The sequence below is a fragment of the Acinetobacter celticus genome (assembly GCF_001707755.1).
GTDB classification, from domain to species: Bacteria; Pseudomonadota; Gammaproteobacteria; order Pseudomonadales; family Moraxellaceae; genus Acinetobacter; species Acinetobacter celticus.
The window spans coordinates 25,167-40,830 of record NZ_MBDL01000008.1 but is presented as its reverse complement, the minus strand read 5'-3'; the positions used below and the strand labels follow the sequence as shown (position 1 = coordinate 40,830).

Annotated in this window: 15 protein-coding genes and 2 pseudogenes; 6 read left to right on the top strand and 11 right to left on the bottom strand. The window is 35.4% G+C overall.

Annotation, left to right across the window (positions count from 1 at the left end; translation table 11 throughout):
• Window positions 1-15 precede the first annotated feature (15 nt).
• Genes tssC through BBP83_RS04405 form a run of 3 tightly spaced genes read right to left on the bottom strand, consistent with a single transcriptional unit; the run spans window position 16 to window position 2,703 of the window.
• The gene (tssC, locus tag BBP83_RS04415) at window positions 16-1,497 is read right to left on the bottom strand and encodes a type VI secretion system contractile sheath large subunit (protein ID WP_068886207.1); all 1,482 of its coding nucleotides are present in this window, start codon (window positions 1,495-1,497) and stop codon (window positions 16-18) included.
• A complete protein-coding gene (tssB, locus tag BBP83_RS04410; protein WP_068886206.1) occupies window positions 1,490-1,993 on the bottom strand; it encodes a type VI secretion system contractile sheath small subunit in 504 nt (167 codons plus the stop codon). Before tssB ends, tssC begins: the two co-directional genes overlap by 8 nt.
• Before the next feature lie 14 nt (window positions 1,994-2,007).
• A complete protein-coding gene (locus BBP83_RS04405; protein ID WP_068886205.1) occupies window positions 2,008-2,703 on the bottom strand; it encodes a hypothetical protein in 696 nt (231 codons plus the stop codon).
• Between the two features lie 317 nt (window positions 2,704-3,020).
• On the opposite strand from BBP83_RS04405, the pseudogene tssH reads away from it, so the two are divergent.
• From tssH to BBP83_RS04370, 6 genes and pseudogenes are all read left to right on the top strand, one after another.
• A pseudogene (gene tssH, locus BBP83_RS04395) lies at window positions 3,021-5,680 on the top strand (type VI secretion system ATPase TssH).
• Between the two features lie 18 nt (window positions 5,681-5,698).
• Entirely contained in the window at window positions 5,699-6,811 is a 1,113-nt protein-coding gene (gene tssA, locus BBP83_RS04390) for a type VI secretion system protein TssA (RefSeq protein ID WP_068886203.1), read from the top strand.
• 5 nt (window positions 6,812-6,816) lie between these two features.
• Window positions 6,817-8,177: pseudogene (gene tssK / locus BBP83_RS04385) on the top strand (type VI secretion system baseplate subunit TssK).
• Between the two features lie 6 nt (window positions 8,178-8,183).
• Window positions 8,184-8,987, top strand: coding sequence for a type IVB secretion system protein IcmH/DotU (gene icmH, locus BBP83_RS04380; RefSeq protein ID WP_068886201.1), 804 nt, complete (start codon window positions 8,184-8,186; stop codon window positions 8,985-8,987).
• A 12-nt stretch (window positions 8,988-8,999) separates the two neighbouring features.
• Complete coding sequence (locus BBP83_RS04375; RefSeq protein WP_068886200.1) at window positions 9,000-9,602, top strand: hypothetical protein; 603 nt, start codon at window positions 9,000-9,002, stop codon at window positions 9,600-9,602.
• Entirely contained in the window at window positions 9,599-10,576 is a 978-nt protein-coding gene (locus tag BBP83_RS04370; protein ID WP_068886199.1) for a M15 family metallopeptidase, read from the top strand. The genes BBP83_RS04375 and BBP83_RS04370 overlap by 4 nt, the downstream gene beginning before the upstream one ends.
• Window positions 10,577-10,581: 5 nt before the next feature.
• Here BBP83_RS04370 and BBP83_RS04365 read toward each other — a convergent pair whose 3' ends face one another.
• From BBP83_RS04365 to BBP83_RS04330, 8 genes are all read right to left on the bottom strand, one after another.
• Entirely contained in the window at window positions 10,582-11,346 is a 765-nt protein-coding gene (locus tag BBP83_RS04365; protein WP_068886751.1) for an alpha/beta fold hydrolase, read from the bottom strand.
• A 130-nt stretch (window positions 11,347-11,476) separates the two neighbouring features.
• Entirely contained in the window at window positions 11,477-12,352 is an 876-nt protein-coding gene (locus BBP83_RS04360) for an MBL fold metallo-hydrolase (RefSeq protein WP_068886198.1), read from the bottom strand.
• 1 nt (window position 12,353) lies between these two features.
• Window positions 12,354-12,770: a DUF6691 family protein gene (locus tag BBP83_RS04355; RefSeq protein WP_068886197.1), complete on the bottom strand. Its 417-nt coding sequence runs from the start codon at window positions 12,768-12,770 to the stop codon at window positions 12,354-12,356.
• Window positions 12,767-13,186, bottom strand: coding sequence for a YeeE/YedE family protein (locus BBP83_RS04350; RefSeq protein ID WP_068886196.1), 420 nt, complete (start codon window positions 13,184-13,186; stop codon window positions 12,767-12,769). The genes BBP83_RS04355 and BBP83_RS04350 overlap by 4 nt, the downstream gene beginning before the upstream one ends.
• Window positions 13,187-13,540: 354 nt before the next feature.
• Window positions 13,541-14,293, bottom strand: coding sequence for an ATPase (locus BBP83_RS04345; protein WP_068886195.1), 753 nt, complete (start codon window positions 14,291-14,293; stop codon window positions 13,541-13,543).
• A 3-nt stretch (window positions 14,294-14,296) separates the two neighbouring features.
• The gene (locus tag BBP83_RS04340; RefSeq protein WP_068886194.1) at window positions 14,297-14,557 is read right to left on the bottom strand and encodes a hypothetical protein; all 261 of its coding nucleotides are present in this window, start codon (window positions 14,555-14,557) and stop codon (window positions 14,297-14,299) included.
• Window positions 14,558-14,890: 333 nt separating this feature from the next.
• Window positions 14,891-15,247: a hypothetical protein gene (locus BBP83_RS04335; protein WP_068886193.1), complete on the bottom strand. Its 357-nt coding sequence runs from the start codon at window positions 15,245-15,247 to the stop codon at window positions 14,891-14,893.
• Window positions 15,237-15,578, bottom strand: coding sequence for an immunity protein Imm33 domain-containing protein (locus BBP83_RS04330; protein ID WP_068886192.1), 342 nt, complete (start codon window positions 15,576-15,578; stop codon window positions 15,237-15,239). Before BBP83_RS04330 ends, BBP83_RS04335 begins: the two co-directional genes overlap by 11 nt.
• Window positions 15,579-15,664 lie beyond the last annotated feature (86 nt).

Genomic DNA, 15,664 nt, shown 5'->3' with positions numbered 1-15,664 from the left:
TTATATGTTGCCTCATTAATTTGAGGACTGAGGAAGCTCAGTAACAAGTCTCAAAGACACTGATAACTCATCCAACTGGAAATGTGGCCTTAAAAAAACCACAGACTTGTAGTGCCCAGGTTGAGCTGGATTTTCTACAACTTTTACTGATGCTTCACGAAGTGGGTATTGAGCTTTTGCCTCTTGCGAAGCGCCGTCATCTAATAAGACATATTGTGAAAGCCAGTCATTCAAAAAGGCTTCGACATTTCCAGCTGAAGCAAAACTTCCGACTTTGTCACGCATCATTGCTTTTAAGTAGTGCGCAATTCTTGAAACCGCCATAATATATTGAATTTGACTAGATAAAGAAGAATTCGCATTCGCTGTATCACTATCATATTTTTTTGGTTTTTGAGTCGATTGTGCCCCAAAAAAAGCAGCATAATCTGTATTTTTACAATGAACTAAAGGAATAAAACCTAAGTCATTCAGCTCCTTTTCACGACGATCAGTAATTGCTATTTCAGTCGGGCATTTAAATACGACTTCACCATCATTGGTTTTGAAAGTGTGGACAGGTAAGCCTTCAACTAAACCGCCACCTTCTACTCCCCGAATAGCAGCGCACCAACCATGTGTATCAAAGGCATTCGTTAAGCGTGTTGCAAAGGCATAAGCTGCATTCATCCATAAATATTCTTGATGATTTTTACCTGAAACTTCTTCTACATAATTAAAACCTTCAGTCGCAGTCCCTTCTTTCGGGTGATAAGGTAAACGCCCTAATACCCGTGGCATTGTGAGAGCTACATAGCGCGCATCATCACTTTCACGGAATGAACGCCACTGTACATATTCAGCAGTTTCAAAAATTTTAGATACATCTCTAGGTCTGTCAATATCTGTAAAAGACTCCAAACCAAACATTTCTGGATTGGCCGCTGAAATAAATGGTGCATGTGCGGCGGCAGCAACATGTGATATTTGCTCTAACAAGTACATGTCAGATGCAGTACGATCAAACTCAAAATCGCCAATTAATGTTGCATAAGGTGCCCCGCCAAATGAACCATATTCTTCTTCATAAATTTTCTTAAACAGTGTACTTTGATCAAAATCCGTTGCACCTTGAAAATCTTTAATTAATTCCTTTTTTGTCGTATTCAGCATGCGAATCTTAATTAAGGAATTTGATGGGGTTTCCTGACAAAAGTAATATAAACCACGCCAAGTCGATTCAATTTTTTGAAATTCAGCATGATGCATAATTTGGCTGAGCTGTGAAGAAATTAAGGCATCAAGTTCTGCAATCCGTTTATCAATCGACAAGGTCATATTTTCTGAGATTGTGATTGTTCCAGCCATAACTTCTTTGGCTAATTCGCCAATTAAACTTTTAGCACGATCATGCTCATTATGTGTCCGAGCCACCCGACTTTGTTCAACAATGGAATCAAGCAGTGAATATTCACCAGTAACCATATGAGGTGTAGAGTTCGTTGCTAAACTACTCATGTTCTACCTCCGCACTTAATTTACGTACTTGATCTGTATTTTGTAGAATCTCATCCAGTAAGTCCTCTAAACGCTCATTATTTGAAATTTTATTGCGTAAATCGGTTAGACGCTCACGAGCAATTACCAATTTTTTTAATGGTTCTACCTGTTGAGCAACATTTTCAGGACGAAAATCGTCCATAGATTTAAAGGTCAAATCTATGGACATATTGCCACTCTCTTCAGTTAAGGTGTTTTTGACTTGAAAATTTGCCCGTGGCGCTAATGATTCAATCACTTCATCAATATTTTCTAAATCGACATTAATAAATTTTTTGTCTTTAAGTTTGGCTTTTTCTAATTTTGAGGCAGCGGAAAAATCGCCTAAGATACCGACAACAAAAGGCAATTCTTTAATTTCTTTGCCATCGCCAACTTCTACGTCATAAGTTAACTGGACACGTGGTGGCCGAATTCGTTGCAATTTTTTTTGCACACTTTCACGCTTTGCCATATTTTTTTCCTTTCTTATTTTTTATTTAATGTATCGAATGGAGATGCACTTGAAGAAGATGTCGTTTTAGCAATGACATGGTCTTTAGAAACTGTTGTTTTACTTGGTTTAGAACTCTTTTGCCCACTGGCTTTTACCATGCTGGTATTTTTTATTTTTTTGAAATCACTGTTTTTTGCAGTTGATCTATTGAATATTTTGGGTTTGTTTGCATTCTCAGCTTTTTTCATTGAATAATTTTCAACGGTGGGCTGAGCAAATCGAATCGTTTCAGTTAATTGCTTCGCAGGTACATAAGTGGTTTCTGTTAAAGCACGTAATTCAGTAGTACGCATTTGATTTAATGCATTTTGTGAAATTGCAATGCTCGCTAAAAAAGTAATATCCGTCATTTCTTGGCTATCTATATTTCTTTTACGAAGTGAGTCGACCAATTGTAAAGCCTTTAAATTTTGGCCTAATGTTTGATACTTTTGTGCAATTTGAATACTTAATTGAGTAATCATCTCTTGATTTTTATATTTTTTTTTATCACATATTTGGCTATACAAGTCTATCAACTCTGGATCAGTATCACCAATAGCCAAAGGATTATTTTTAAGACACGCCTTTTTTAATTCAAGTGGCGCTTCTTTAGCAAAAATAGTCTGCGCCGTAAATGTAGTTACGATCAGTGATATAAATAGAACACCATTTTTAAAAATTTGCATCTAAAATTTTCTCGAAATATGTAGTCATTATTATGAAAGATAAGCACTGAGTTTTATTGTTTGTGTTTTCTTTCTTTTGTTTTTTATTTTTACGTTGCAGATTTAACAAAAAATACGACCTAAAAGTCAATACAAAAAAGTTAATTAATACTTTTATTTTATTCCATAGCTCTAAAAAATTTAAATTAACTGTTAATTTTTTAAAAAAATATGTAGAATGCGCTACTACTTTGAAATAAAAATAAAACAAAGTATTGATTTTTAATAATTTAAAAAATAATTTCAATAATATACAAACTTTAAAAATTGAGAAATATATGAATAATTTAAAGATTTTGATTACAAAATTATCTACAAATTCACGTGTATCTTTAGAAGAATCTGCCAATACGTGTATTTCTCAACAGAATTACGAAATTGAAGTTGAACATTTTTTGTTAGAATTATTGTTACAACATGATAAAAATGATCTTCAAATTTTAGCTGAAAAATATAAAATTTCTAAAAATACTCTTGAAAATGATTTAAAACATAGTATTTCTCAACTTCCAAAAGGCAATACGAGAACCCCCATTTTTGCGAAGTCGATTGTTCGCTTATTAGAACAAGCATGGTTACTCGCCTCTGCTGAACAAGATCCAATGATTCGCAGTGGCCATCTGGTGGTTGCATTACTCACTGCGCATGACTTACAACAAATTGCGATACGGATGTCATCACTTTTTGAACTTTTCCCTATTGATACGATGAAGCATAAATTTCTAGACTTATGTACCAATAGCATTGAAAGCAAAAATCAATTTTCTGGCCCAGAACAGATCCTACAAGAGAGTCATTTTTTACAACCGACCAACACACCAGCTTTGAATCAGTTCGCAACTAATTTAACTGAAAAAGCACTAAAAGGAGAAATTGATCCTGTTATTGGTCGAGAATTTGAAATTCGCTTGATGCTTGATATTTTAATGCGCCGTCGCCAAAACAACCCAATTCTTGTTGGTGAACCTGGTGTTGGAAAGACTGCGGTGGTTGAAGGTCTAGCCCTTAAAATCTCAAAAAATGAAGTTCCAGATATCCTAAAAAATGTTCAAATTCATGTTCTAGATATAGGTTTATTACAGGCTGGTGCCAGTGTTAAAGGTGAATTTGAAAATCGCCTACAACTGGTTATTAATGAAGTAAAATCATCGCCCCACCCAATTATTTTATTTATTGATGAAGCACATACCCTTATTGGTGCTGGAGGCCAAGCAGGACAAAATGATGCTGCTAATTTATTAAAGCCTGCATTGGCCCGTGGGGAGTTACGTACCATTGCCGCCACAACTTGGGCTGAATATAAACAATATTTTGAAAAAGATGCTGCACTTAGCCGTCGCTTTCAAATGCTTAAAGTTGAAGAACCAACTGAGGATGTTGCGATTGCTATGCTTCGCGCCGTGGTTCCTGTAATGATGAAGCATTTTAATTTACAGATAGATGATGAGGCGATTATGACAGCCGTTCACTCTTCACATCGTTATATTATTGGCAGACAATTACCAGACAATTACCAGACAAAGCAATAAGTATCTTGGATACAGCAACAGCACGAGTTGCACTCACCCAAAATACTATGCCTGTAAAATTAGCTCAAATGTTTGCTCAATTACATAATTTAAATTTAGAATATCAGCTTTTAGCCAATGAAAATAAGAATTTACCTATTCATCATGAACGCTTAGCGTTACTCCAAACCAATATTGAGTCCTTAGAAAAAACTATTGTAGACGTTGAAACTCAATGGAAATTAGAGCTGAAATTAGTTCAAAATATTCAGCAATTACAATTAGAAAATAGGCAATGTGCAGAAATTCTTAATTTAAGACAAAAATTAACGCATCTTCAGGGAGAATCACCACTGGTTTTTGAGCGAGTAGATGCCCGAATTATCAATGAGATTATCTCTGATTGGACAGGAATTCCGGTTGGAAAAATGATGAAGGATGAAATTCAACAAATATTGAAACTCGAACAAAAATTGTCACAACGCGTTATGGGACAAGATTATGCAGTACAACAGCTCGTACAAGGGATTAAAACATCCAAGGCAAAATTAGAGGATCCGAATAAACCGCAAGGTGTATTTATGTTATTCGGCCCAAGTGGGGTTGGAAAAACCGAAACCGCCCTTGCCCTTGCTCATGAATTATATGGTGGTGAATCACATCTGATTACAATTAATATGTCTGAATATCAAGAAGCACATACAGTTTCATCCTTGAAAGGTGCTCCGCCAGGTTATGTTGGCTATGGTCAAGGAGGAGTCTTAACAGAAGCTGTACGTCGTAATCCATATAGTGTAGTGCTTTTAGATGAGATTGAAAAAGCACATAGCGATGTACAAGAGTTGTTTTACCAAGTTTTTGATAAAGGTACGCTAGAAGATGGTGAAGGTCGTATTATTGATTTTAAAAATACGACTATTCTTCTCACATCGAATACAGGATCAAGTGCCATTATGCGGGCATGTATAAATCATCCTATGGAAAATTGGCCAAGCGCACCAGAATTAATAGATCAACTTAAACCGCATTTATATCAACAATTTAAGCCTGCATTCTTGGGTCGACTGCGCTTGATACCTTATTTTCCATTACATGACGATCTACTTTTTCGAATTATCCATTCGAAATTAGAGAAAATAACAACTCGAATTGAAAAACAATATCAGACTCAGATTGTCTATACACAAGATTTGATTGAATTACTTTTAAGCCGTTGTACAGAAGTTGATAGTGGTGCGCGTAATGTAGATAACATTCTGAATTCGACGGTTTTACCGGCACTGGCAACCAAAATTCTGGTGGCAATGAGTGAGCAAAAAATTCCAAAGAGAATTGAAATTACTGTTAAAAATGAGCAAATTTATTATGTATTAGATCCAAATACCAAAACAGTTAAAAAAACGAAAACTAAAAAACCAACAACAACTTAAAACTTATTAAGGCAAACTATGAGTTTAGAACTGACTTGTTTATTACAGCCTATTGCTGAAGACCATCCATGTGGTATCGACTGCTCATTTTCTCATGATTTTCATGCAATTAAAAAAGCAAAAATTCAGGATGATCCGTTATTAGAGCAAGGCGATTGGATTTCGGAATCGAAACAAGCTGACTGGGCCTTTATTCAGAATAAATCTATTGAACTTTTAACTGAAAAGACCAAAGATATTCGTTTGTATACTTGGCTTTTAGAAGCTTGGACACATTTATATGGTTTTGAAGGCATTGCAAAAGCCCTTGAACTCACACAGCAAAGTTTAAGTCATTATTGGGAACACCTACATCCTGAAATTGAAGAAAATGATTTAGATCAAAGAATTGGTTTATTACAGGGCTTAATTAATTTAATTCCTCTTTCACTCAAAGCTGTAAATATAGTGAGTGGTTCTCTTACTTATACGCTCTCGGATTATGAGTATTTACTTCATCAGCAGAATCAAAAATTAAAAACGTATCAGGAGGATAGTCCAAGCGAAACACCCAATAATACTCAGGAACAATTTGAGCAGGCGCTGTTTAAAACCTCTAAATCAATCCAATATCAGAAATATCAACAATTTTTGGATATTGGTAATCAGTGGCAACAGCTAAAAGACGTTTTGGATCATTTAATGCATTTAGATGCGCCAAGTTTTGCATCGATTGATTCACAAATTGAAACGATCCATCTGACCTTAAAAAAAATATATAAAATAGATGCTGTTAATCATATGCAACCTGAGCACGCAATGACGGCTGATATAGAAATGTCAACAGAATCTATGCCGTCTCATCATCTACAAAAAAATATTTCAATACAGCCAAACTTTCAGCCTCAACAGCAAGGTCATCTCGCGAACCGTGAACAAGCCATGCATGTACTTCAAAATATTGCTGATTATTTCCAAGAAAATGAACCACATAGCCCTGTAAGTTATATGCTACAAAAAACCATTAAATGGAGTCAGATGCCATTACATGAATGGTTATCGCAAGTACTCAAAAATGAAAACCCATTAGAAACTGTACATGAATTATTAGGTGTACAAATAAATACCCGTGATATAAATAATGATGGATAAGGTCTATGTTTAAAGCAGAAAAATTTTATGGGGTGAAGGCTTATTTTTACGTCCGCAGCATTTTCAACTACAAGATGCCTATCATGAGCAACGCCTGAATTATACTGTACGTGCGACCATTCCTTTTGCATATGGTATCCAAGTTCTTCAATTTGATGAATCTTTACTTAATACTAATATTTTGGCTTTAAGTAAAATCAATATGATTTGGCAAGATGGTGAAATTTATCAAGCCCCTGCTCAAGATTTACTACCTGAACCAATTTTACTAGACATACTGAATTTAAAAGGTGAAATGCAGATTTATTTGGCCTTACCGATTTTACAAGCGAATAAAAAGAACGTTAATTTTGAGGCCAATAGCCAATCTAGTCGTTACCATTCACATTTAACGGAAACACATGATCTATTTACCGATGCTAACGCTGCCGACATTACGTTATTGCGACGCCGTGCTGAATTTAAGCTGTTCGAGCTTAGCTATGAGCCACAACAATTAGATGGTTATTTATATTTGTCTATTGGTCGCATTAAACGTCAAAGTTCAGGAAACTTTGTTTTAGATGATAAGTTTATTCCACCTGTTCTGCATATTGATTCGTGTGAAGCAGTCAGTTCTAACTTGAAACGAACCTTAAATATTATTAAAGCCAAAATTAAAGCCATCCAAGCAAATAACCGTGAAAATGAGCAAAAGTTGATTGAGTTTCGTTCTGGCGATATTGTTTCTTTTTGGTTGGTCAATGCCTTAAATACAGCACATGCAACCTTAAGTCACCTATTGCAATATCCACATATTCATCCTGAACGGCTCTTTTTTGAATTACTCAGATTAACAGGATCTTTACTGACCTTCTCTACAGCTTATGAAATAGACCAACTTCCCCAATATAAGCACAACAATTTAGAAGAAAGTTTTGTACAACTGGATAGTATTTTGCGTGATTTACTCGATACGATTATTTCTAATCGATATATCAGTATTTCCCTCAAAGAGACTCGACCATCATATTGGATGGGGAGTTTAGAATCAGACAAAATTAGCCGAACGACCCGACTATACTTAGCTGTTTCTAGCGTGGCCATGCCAATGCATGATCTTATTTCGTATGTACCTTTACGTTTTAAAGTTGGTAGCACCATCGATGTAGAACAACGCGTTGTGGCAGCCTTACCTGCAATAGCGATACAACATTTAGTGCAAGTGCCGACGGCTATTCCTGTGCGCTCGGGTGTCAGTTATTTTGAAATTGAACCGAATAGTGACTTATATCAACGAATGTTGGATTCAGAAACGCTTTGTGTCTATATCCCAAGTGGTTTCCAAGACATTGCTATTGAATTAATTGCAGTTATCAATGGATAATTTTTGATGAATATGAATACTCATGCGCCGTCACTTTTTGATGATGGTCAAATTGGTCAGTTGGCAATACCGACGATTGACCATAAAAACGTGCATACAACCAACTTGGTCGATTTAATGCATGATGGTTTCTACATTGTATTTTTATTAAAAAACCAATATGTGCCATCGAATGTAGAAAATTTTCGGGAAAAAATTTTAAATCTTCTTAACCGTTTTGAAAGTCAGGCGCGTAAATTGCAATTTAATTATGATGATATTCAAGATGCTAAATATGCTTATTGCGCTTTACTCGATGAAACGATCATAACGCAACAAGATGCCCGTTTTTTCGATTTACAAAATAATTGGATGATGTGCCCTTTACAACTTAGCCTATTTGGTTCGCAACTAGCGGGTTACCGTTTTTTTGAAACAATGGATGAAATTCGTAGTAAAGGAAAAGAGCGACTGATGGCTTTAGAAGTTTATCATTATTGTATGTTATTAGGCTTTCATGGTAAATATCGCTTAGATTCTATTGAAAATTTAAATGTACTGGCGACAAGAGTCGGTGATGAAATTGATTTTCTAAAAGGAAAGAAAGCTTCTTTTTCGCCATTTGCATCATTACCAGATCAAATTAAACATATTATTCATCGTGAATTACCTTTTTTCTGGATTTTAATTTTTTGGTTTGTCTTTGCCTTAGCCACTTTTGTTGGTTTGAAATATATGATTTTGCATCAAGGAAGTAGCAGTTTAGAAAAATACCAAAATGTTATTTCTGCACCAGCAGAGCAAGCGTATATCACGATTCATTTACCATAAGACAAAAATAAAATGGCAAATGAAAAACAAAATACTGTTCGCATACTGCAATTAACTAAAAAAAATAATCTCTCTCCAGTTATTCATAGTGGCCTAGGTTTTCTTGGAGGCGTTGTTTTTATGAGTTTTTTAGGCATTGTATCTTTAAATTTTGCAACATATAAACAAAATAGCATTCAACATACAGTGTCCTCTGAGCATAAAAATACACAAGTAGAGCCTGAAATTCAGCTAGATCAAGCTACAAAAAATTCTGACGTAGATAGAAGAGATGGTACACACCTCAATGTAATTGAAAACCATCAAAATTTTGAACAGGATTTGGTTAATGCGTTTAAACACCAGAAATCTGATACGCCTACCACTAAACAAAATTTAGCAGTAGCAGAAACTGTCATTGCGAAAAATTTAGAAAAATCATCTCCACCAAGCGCTAAACCAAAGCCTAATACCGCCGTAAAACAACCACAAGTTCTTGCACAAGCTCATGCGACTAAAGAATCGAATCAAATAACTGTTGTGCAAAAGCCTGAAATTGAAAGCCCACAAGGCTCTGTACAAATAACGGTGACAAAAACGGAATTGCCCGTTAAAGATACTGTTATCACACCATGATTTTTGCTATAGCGTGTGGTTTTATTATTTTGACATTTGTCATGGGATTGTTGGTGTCCTATGAATTTAGAAATAAATTACTGAACGCAACCGAAAATTTTATTCCATATTGTAAGAAAAAGTTGTTTTTATTTAAGCAATTTGCATATCAATTGAATCTTGCAGCTTCGTCCAATCAAATTCAATCACACTGGCATGTGCAACAGTGGTGGGTTTTAATTGCAGGACTTTTACTCTTTTCTAGTCTGTTGCTTTATGCATTTACGCGTCCAATTACAGCATCTACAATAGAAGCCGATTATCTGAAAAAAGCTGATCCACAAATTTATGCAATGTTAGATGGACAAGTACTCGATGTTCCGCCTGAAGTGGATGAAGTACTGATTCAAAATGCAATTTATGATGCTATGTCGTTAGAAACTTCTGTAGCAACTATAACTGCTGCTCAAATTGGCCCTACATTTGAACAAGACTCTCAAGATGAGCATATTTTTGCTTATGACTTAAGTAATGTGACATCTGCAGACCGTAAATGGAATAAAATTAATCCGCGCTATAAACAACGTTTACTGATGGTTTTTAAAATGATGCGTGAGCAACATGGCTATGAAATGGTTCTATTAGAGGGTTATCGTAGTCCAGATCGTCAAAATGCTTTGGCCACAAATATTAATACAACTCGTGCTCGGGGTTTTCAAAGTTACCATCAATTCGGATTAGCCGCAGATGTTGCGTTTAAACGAAATGGTAAAGTCGTCATTTCCGAACGTGACCCATGGGCCATGCGTGGCTATCAATTATATGGTCAAGTTGCTGAATCTGTAGGTTTAACTTGGGGGGGACGTTGGACATCTATTCAAGATTATGGTCATACTGAATATAGAATGCCCGGTTTGAAAAAAACACCTGAAATGGCGAAGCAACTGACCTCTGAAGGTCAGCTACAAACTGAGAGTTTTTTAGCATCCAAATAATATATTTAAGCGTTTAAATAGTGTTGTAACTGCTCTAAAACTTCAACCGTTTTTTCAGCATGAAGCCAATGCCCTGCACCACCTATATCAACAATTTTTGCATATGGAAATTGTTGATAAATTGCATCAACATATTCAGGTTGACCAATATAAGGTGAGGCCGTACCACGTAAAAATAATGCAGGTTCTTGCCATTCGGACTGCATATTCCAGCCAATAATATCTACATAATGGTCATACAATGCTTGTACATTGAACAGCCACTGACCTTTTGAAAAAGATTTTAATAAAAATTGAATGACCATCTCTTCAGACAAATATTGTTTCATGACTTCAATGGCTTGTTGTCGCGTTTGTATGGTTGCCTGTTCTACGGCAAATAATGCTTTAAAAATTTGATCATGATGATTTTGCTGATAAGCAAATGGTGCAATATCTAAAACAGCTAAATGTTGAATACGATCTGGTGCTAAGTTTGCGACACGCATAGCAATCTTCCCGCCCATAGAATGCCCAATGAGGCTAACATGCGATAAACCTAATTCGTCCAATGTTTCGAGTACATCTTGTGCCATAAGATCATAATTCATTTCTGATGACTGAGCAGATTTTCCGTGATTACGCACATCTAGCTGAACCACAGTATGTGTGTCTAAAAATTCACGTGCCAACATACTTAAATTACTTAAGCTACCAAATAGCCCGTGAATAAAAACAATAGGAAATTTTTGTGAATTTTGATTTTTATGAATGTCGTAATTGAGGATCATTTTTAAAGTGGCTGAATACATATTTAGATAACTAAATAATGGAGTCATGGTGTTATTTAATCAATTGCTATTTATTAAAAATAATTTAGTTGCTTAGGCTATTTAAAGCAAACTAAAAATAGACAGCTCTTTATTTTTTAAAATAATTTAAAGGTAGTTTTAAATATCGAATACCATTTTCTTCGGGTGCTGGCATTCGACCTGCATCCATATTAATTTGAATAGCAGGCAGAATCAGTTTTGGCATACCAAGTGATGCATCACGGCTATTACGCATTTTGACAAAATCCTCTTTTTCTATTCCGTAATGAATATGAATATTATTCTGTTTCTGCGCTTGGATTGTGGTTTTATAATGATACTGCTGACGCCCTTCTGGCAAATAGTCATGACATAAGTAAACATGGGTTTGTTCAGGCAATCTATATAAGCGCTGTACCGAATCGAATAAAATAGTTGCACTCCCCTTTGGAAAATCACAACGGGCTGTTCCATAGTCAGGCATAAACAATGTATCGCCAACAAAGACTGCGTTGCCGATGACATAACTCAAACAGGCAGGCGTATGCCCTGGAGTTGGAATGTTGTATGCATTCATTTCTCCAATTTTAAAATTTTCATAATCATCAAATAAATAATCAAAAACTTGATGTGAATTAAAATACTTCATATCTAAATTATAAATTGCGCTAAATATTTGTTGCACAATGCTAATTTTACGGCTGATGGCTATTTTTCCGCCCGCTTGTTCTTTGATATATTGTGATGCAGTTAAGTGATCGGCATGGACGTGTGTTTCTAAAATCCATTCTATGCTTAGGCTATTTTGATGAATGAAATTAAGAATTTGATCTGCATGCTGTGTTGAAGTTGTTGCAGAAGCCACATCATAATCCAATACGCTATCAATCACGGCGCATCTTTTAGTTTGTCTATCTGCAACTACATAACTGAATGTATTGCTATTTTCATCAAAAAATTCTTGAACCCACGGTTGCTTATTCATTTTACACTTTAGTCCATAAACGATGTAGCCAAACGCCAATAAACATTGCTACTAAAAAATAACTGGCTTGATAGTACCCTAACCCAATTAAAGTAAAACTTGGCGCAGGGCAAATTCCTGCAATCCCCCAACCTATACCAAATAAACAGCTTCCCATTATTAACTTAACATCTAACTGGTTATTTTGTGGTAAATCAATCACATTACCATCAAATGTTTTAAGGTCAGAACGACGTACGGCGTATTGAAATGGAATAAATGCAACACAGATTGCACCTGCCATCACAAAGGCCAAGCTAGGGTCCCATTGTCCAGTAATATCTAAAAAGTTTAATACTTTTTCTGGGTTCGCCATTCCTGAAAGCATTAGACCAACAGAAAATATTCCACCAAAAACAAAAGAAAGGAAATTTTTCATAACGATACTCCCCCGACATGACGCATGATAAATACCGTTATTATACCTGCCAACATAAACACGCCAGTTGCAACGATAGAACGTTTAGATAGCCGACTTATTCCACAAATACCATGACCACTGGTACAACCTGAACCTAAGCGTGTTCCAAATCCCACCAATAAACCTGCAACTATCATCATCCATGGGCTGGCGTTTAAGGTAATTTTAGGCTGTACAAAAAAGCCATAAACAAAAGGCACAATAAATAAACCCAATAAAAACCAGACCGCAGGATGTTGCATCCATTGATTCATATTAAACATTTGACCAACTAAACCGCTAATACCCGCAATTTTTCCATGCACATATAAGTACCCCACTGCTGATACGCCCAGCAATGCGCCACCTAAAAAGGCCAAGATAAAATCATGCATAGTCATTTACCCACAAAACAATATATGTTTTTATAATATGTTATTTAAATTAGAACTCAAGTCTTATTTTTAACAACTTTTTTTAGGGATGCATAAGGTAAAGCTACTTCCAATTTTCTTCAAAATTTTGATTCAATATAAGTATGAAACTGAATGATTCATGAAAAAAATGCAACTATACTACAAGGAATTATTTAAATAAATTTAATAATATTGAAAATAGTGTGAATATATCCCCGATGATTTTTTAACTCTGGGTATTTTTTGATAAGTTAAACTTAACAACTAATAAAGATGTTAGGATTTAAAATTCTTCTTCAAATTTTGAAACAGTGATTTGCCTATATTCCATTTTTAGGCTTCAAAATCTTTTAAAACTTTTTCAGCAAACCATTTAGGTAATATTTTTAAGCTATGATTAAGCTTTAAAATTTCGGCTGATTCAATTTCTGCAATAAAAGAAGCAATTTGACCATCGGCAGAATTATCAAAAATATAAGTTCGATCTGTCGCTTCTACAGCGGACATTAACAAATCCATACTGCGGTGGTATCGGTCTATAATTTTTTGTTCAGGCACATTATGTCCGCCAGTTTTCACCCGATACTGCACACGTGCAATGTTAATCATCGGGTCAACCGTCGAAACAAAATACAAATATGTCCGATAACCCTGTTGTTTCGCTTCTTTCAAAAATTCAACTTTAGAGACATGTGACATAACCGTTTCAAAGGTGAAACTGACTTTTAAATCAAGGAAAGTGAGGCGAATATAATCAATAATTCTGGCACATAAATAGGAATCGATTTCACTAATATCAAACTGAATTTCCCACTCATTTAATAACAGTGGTTCTTTAGACAGCAGAGCTAAATATTCCCCTGCTTTGGGACGCTTTTTCTGCTTTAAAAACTCAATTAAGTCCTGAGCTTTTAACTTAGAATGATAAAGGCTTAAATTGATACATTGTGTTTGATAGAGTTGCTGTTCTAATTCGTCCGCATTTAAATATGCCCCAATATGATGGGGCAATAAATATTCCTTAACAGTGCTCTTTCCTGAGCCATTTGGACCTGCAAACATCCTAATACGGGGTTGTCGAGGCATTTTTTATATTGTTCGCTCTAGTTTCTTTTTACGCTTCAATACTTTGGGTAAATGACCTACAGCAATATAAGCTTGTGATAAGTCTTTGACTGCAGTTTCTTGACCGTTTTGAGCACGGCGTATAAGTTGTTGATTTTTAGCATAGACAACTTCAGACGATGCGCACGCACGCTCAAAGGCATGCCGAAATGCATGAATTGCAAGTTTTGGAATCATATCATCCTCATACTTGCCTGCTTTGATTACTGAGGTATAAGCCGTCATTCAACAACTCCTAAGATAGAACACACTGTGCTTTTGATATACTAACATACTGGCTAGATTTGTCTATTTATCCAACAAATACATTTCATTCGAAATAAAAGTACACGTGCAGAAATTTGAATATTACTTTAAGTTTTGACATAAAAAAAGCCACTTTGCAGTGGCCATAACATCTATTCGATGTATTAAAGAAGACAGACCCCACCAAGATATAGGTCTTATACATCCTCTAACACTGTCTATCATAATATAAGAAGGTTATCATGATAGGTCATTTTCTTATCATTTCCTGACAATGTGTCTTTCAAAAAATGATATTTAAAAATCCTTAGGCTATTTTATTTTTCCTGCACAAAAGACGTTGGTACTCATACCCGACTTGGTCAGACTTTTTTGCTGTTTATTCAAGTAGGTTTGAGCAACCATTAACATCATGGGTGCAAGTTCTAGCTGTGAATTCTCTTTAGAAAGCTGGGCAATCTGTTCATAAGCATTTAAACGGTCACACAGTGCCTGACTCTGCATTTTTGCATCTGCTTTCGAGTCTGGATCATCCAAAATGACTTTAGTTTGTTTAATGACTTGTGTGTAATGCTCAATGTGTTGATCGTATTCCTGTTGTGTTATGGCTTCTGCATGCGCAAAACCAATACTTGCAACATATAACAATAAGACCAGTTTAAGCTTCATCGCCTTCTTTCCAAACATCTTCATAATCATCTGAATCGATCATAAAGCGATAGCCCGTATCTAAAGCTAAATATGGCAATGCATTGGGAAATTCTTTTTCAAGTGCCTTGACGGTAATGATTTCAAAAAAATCTTCGCCACCATCTAGCTCGCCACCATAAATAAACCAAGAAGCATTACTGTCATCTGCGACCTTACGCAAACCCACAATAGGCTCTTTATTTAATGTATGTAGTGCAATGGCTACAACATCTGTTTCTTTAACAGGCAGATATGCAGAACCAAATTCTTCACATACCAGTTTTTGTTCTTCAATTAGCTCTTGATCCATAGTTCTCAGGCATTCATCATTTATATGAAAGATCATTGTAGCTGATGAATGCTACAGAATGTATCTGACTAAACATAATTTTTTGC

Bases quoted from the DNA above. Each gene is read 5' to 3' on its own strand.
- BBP83_RS04345 (WP_068886195.1), bottom strand. From the start codon at position 14,293: ATGCCTCGACAACCCCGTATTAGGATGTTTGCAGGTCCAAATGGCTCA.
- BBP83_RS04360 (WP_068886198.1), bottom strand. From the start codon at position 12,352: ATGAATAAGCAACCGTGGGTTCAAGAATTTTTTGATGAAAATAGCAAT.
- tssB (WP_068886206.1), bottom strand. From the start codon at position 1,993: ATGGCAAAGCGTGAAAGTGTGCAAAAAAAATTGCAACGAATTCGGCCA.
- BBP83_RS04355 (WP_068886197.1), bottom strand. From the start codon at position 12,770: ATGAAAAATTTCCTTTCTTTTGTTTTTGGTGGAATATTTTCTGTTGGT.
- icmH (WP_068886201.1), top strand. From the start codon at position 8,184: ATGAATATGAATACTCATGCGCCGTCACTTTTTGATGATGGTCAAATT.
- BBP83_RS04375 (WP_068886200.1), top strand. From the start codon at position 9,000: ATGGCAAATGAAAAACAAAATACTGTTCGCATACTGCAATTAACTAAA.
- BBP83_RS04335 (WP_068886193.1), bottom strand. From the start codon at position 15,247: ATGAAGCTTAAACTGGTCTTATTGTTATATGTTGCAAGTATTGGTTTT.
- BBP83_RS04350 (WP_068886196.1), bottom strand. From the start codon at position 13,186: ATGCATGATTTTATCTTGGCCTTTTTAGGTGGCGCATTGCTGGGCGTA.
- BBP83_RS04340 (WP_068886194.1), bottom strand. From the start codon at position 14,557: ATGACGGCTTATACCTCAGTAATCAAAGCAGGCAAGTATGAGGATGAT.
- BBP83_RS04370 (WP_068886199.1), top strand. From the start codon at position 9,599: ATGATTTTTGCTATAGCGTGTGGTTTTATTATTTTGACATTTGTCATG.
- BBP83_RS04365 (WP_068886751.1), bottom strand. From the start codon at position 11,346: ATGATCCTCAATTACGACATTCATAAAAATCAAAATTCACAAAAATTT.
- BBP83_RS04330 (WP_068886192.1), bottom strand. From the start codon at position 15,578: ATGGATCAAGAGCTAATTGAAGAACAAAAACTGGTATGTGAAGAATTT.
- tssC (WP_068886207.1), bottom strand. From the start codon at position 1,497: ATGAGTAGTTTAGCAACGAACTCTACACCTCATATGGTTACTGGTGAA.
- tssA (WP_068886203.1), top strand. From the start codon at position 5,699: ATGAGTTTAGAACTGACTTGTTTATTACAGCCTATTGCTGAAGACCAT.
- BBP83_RS04405 (WP_068886205.1), bottom strand. From the start codon at position 2,703: ATGCAAATTTTTAAAAATGGTGTTCTATTTATATCACTGATCGTAACT.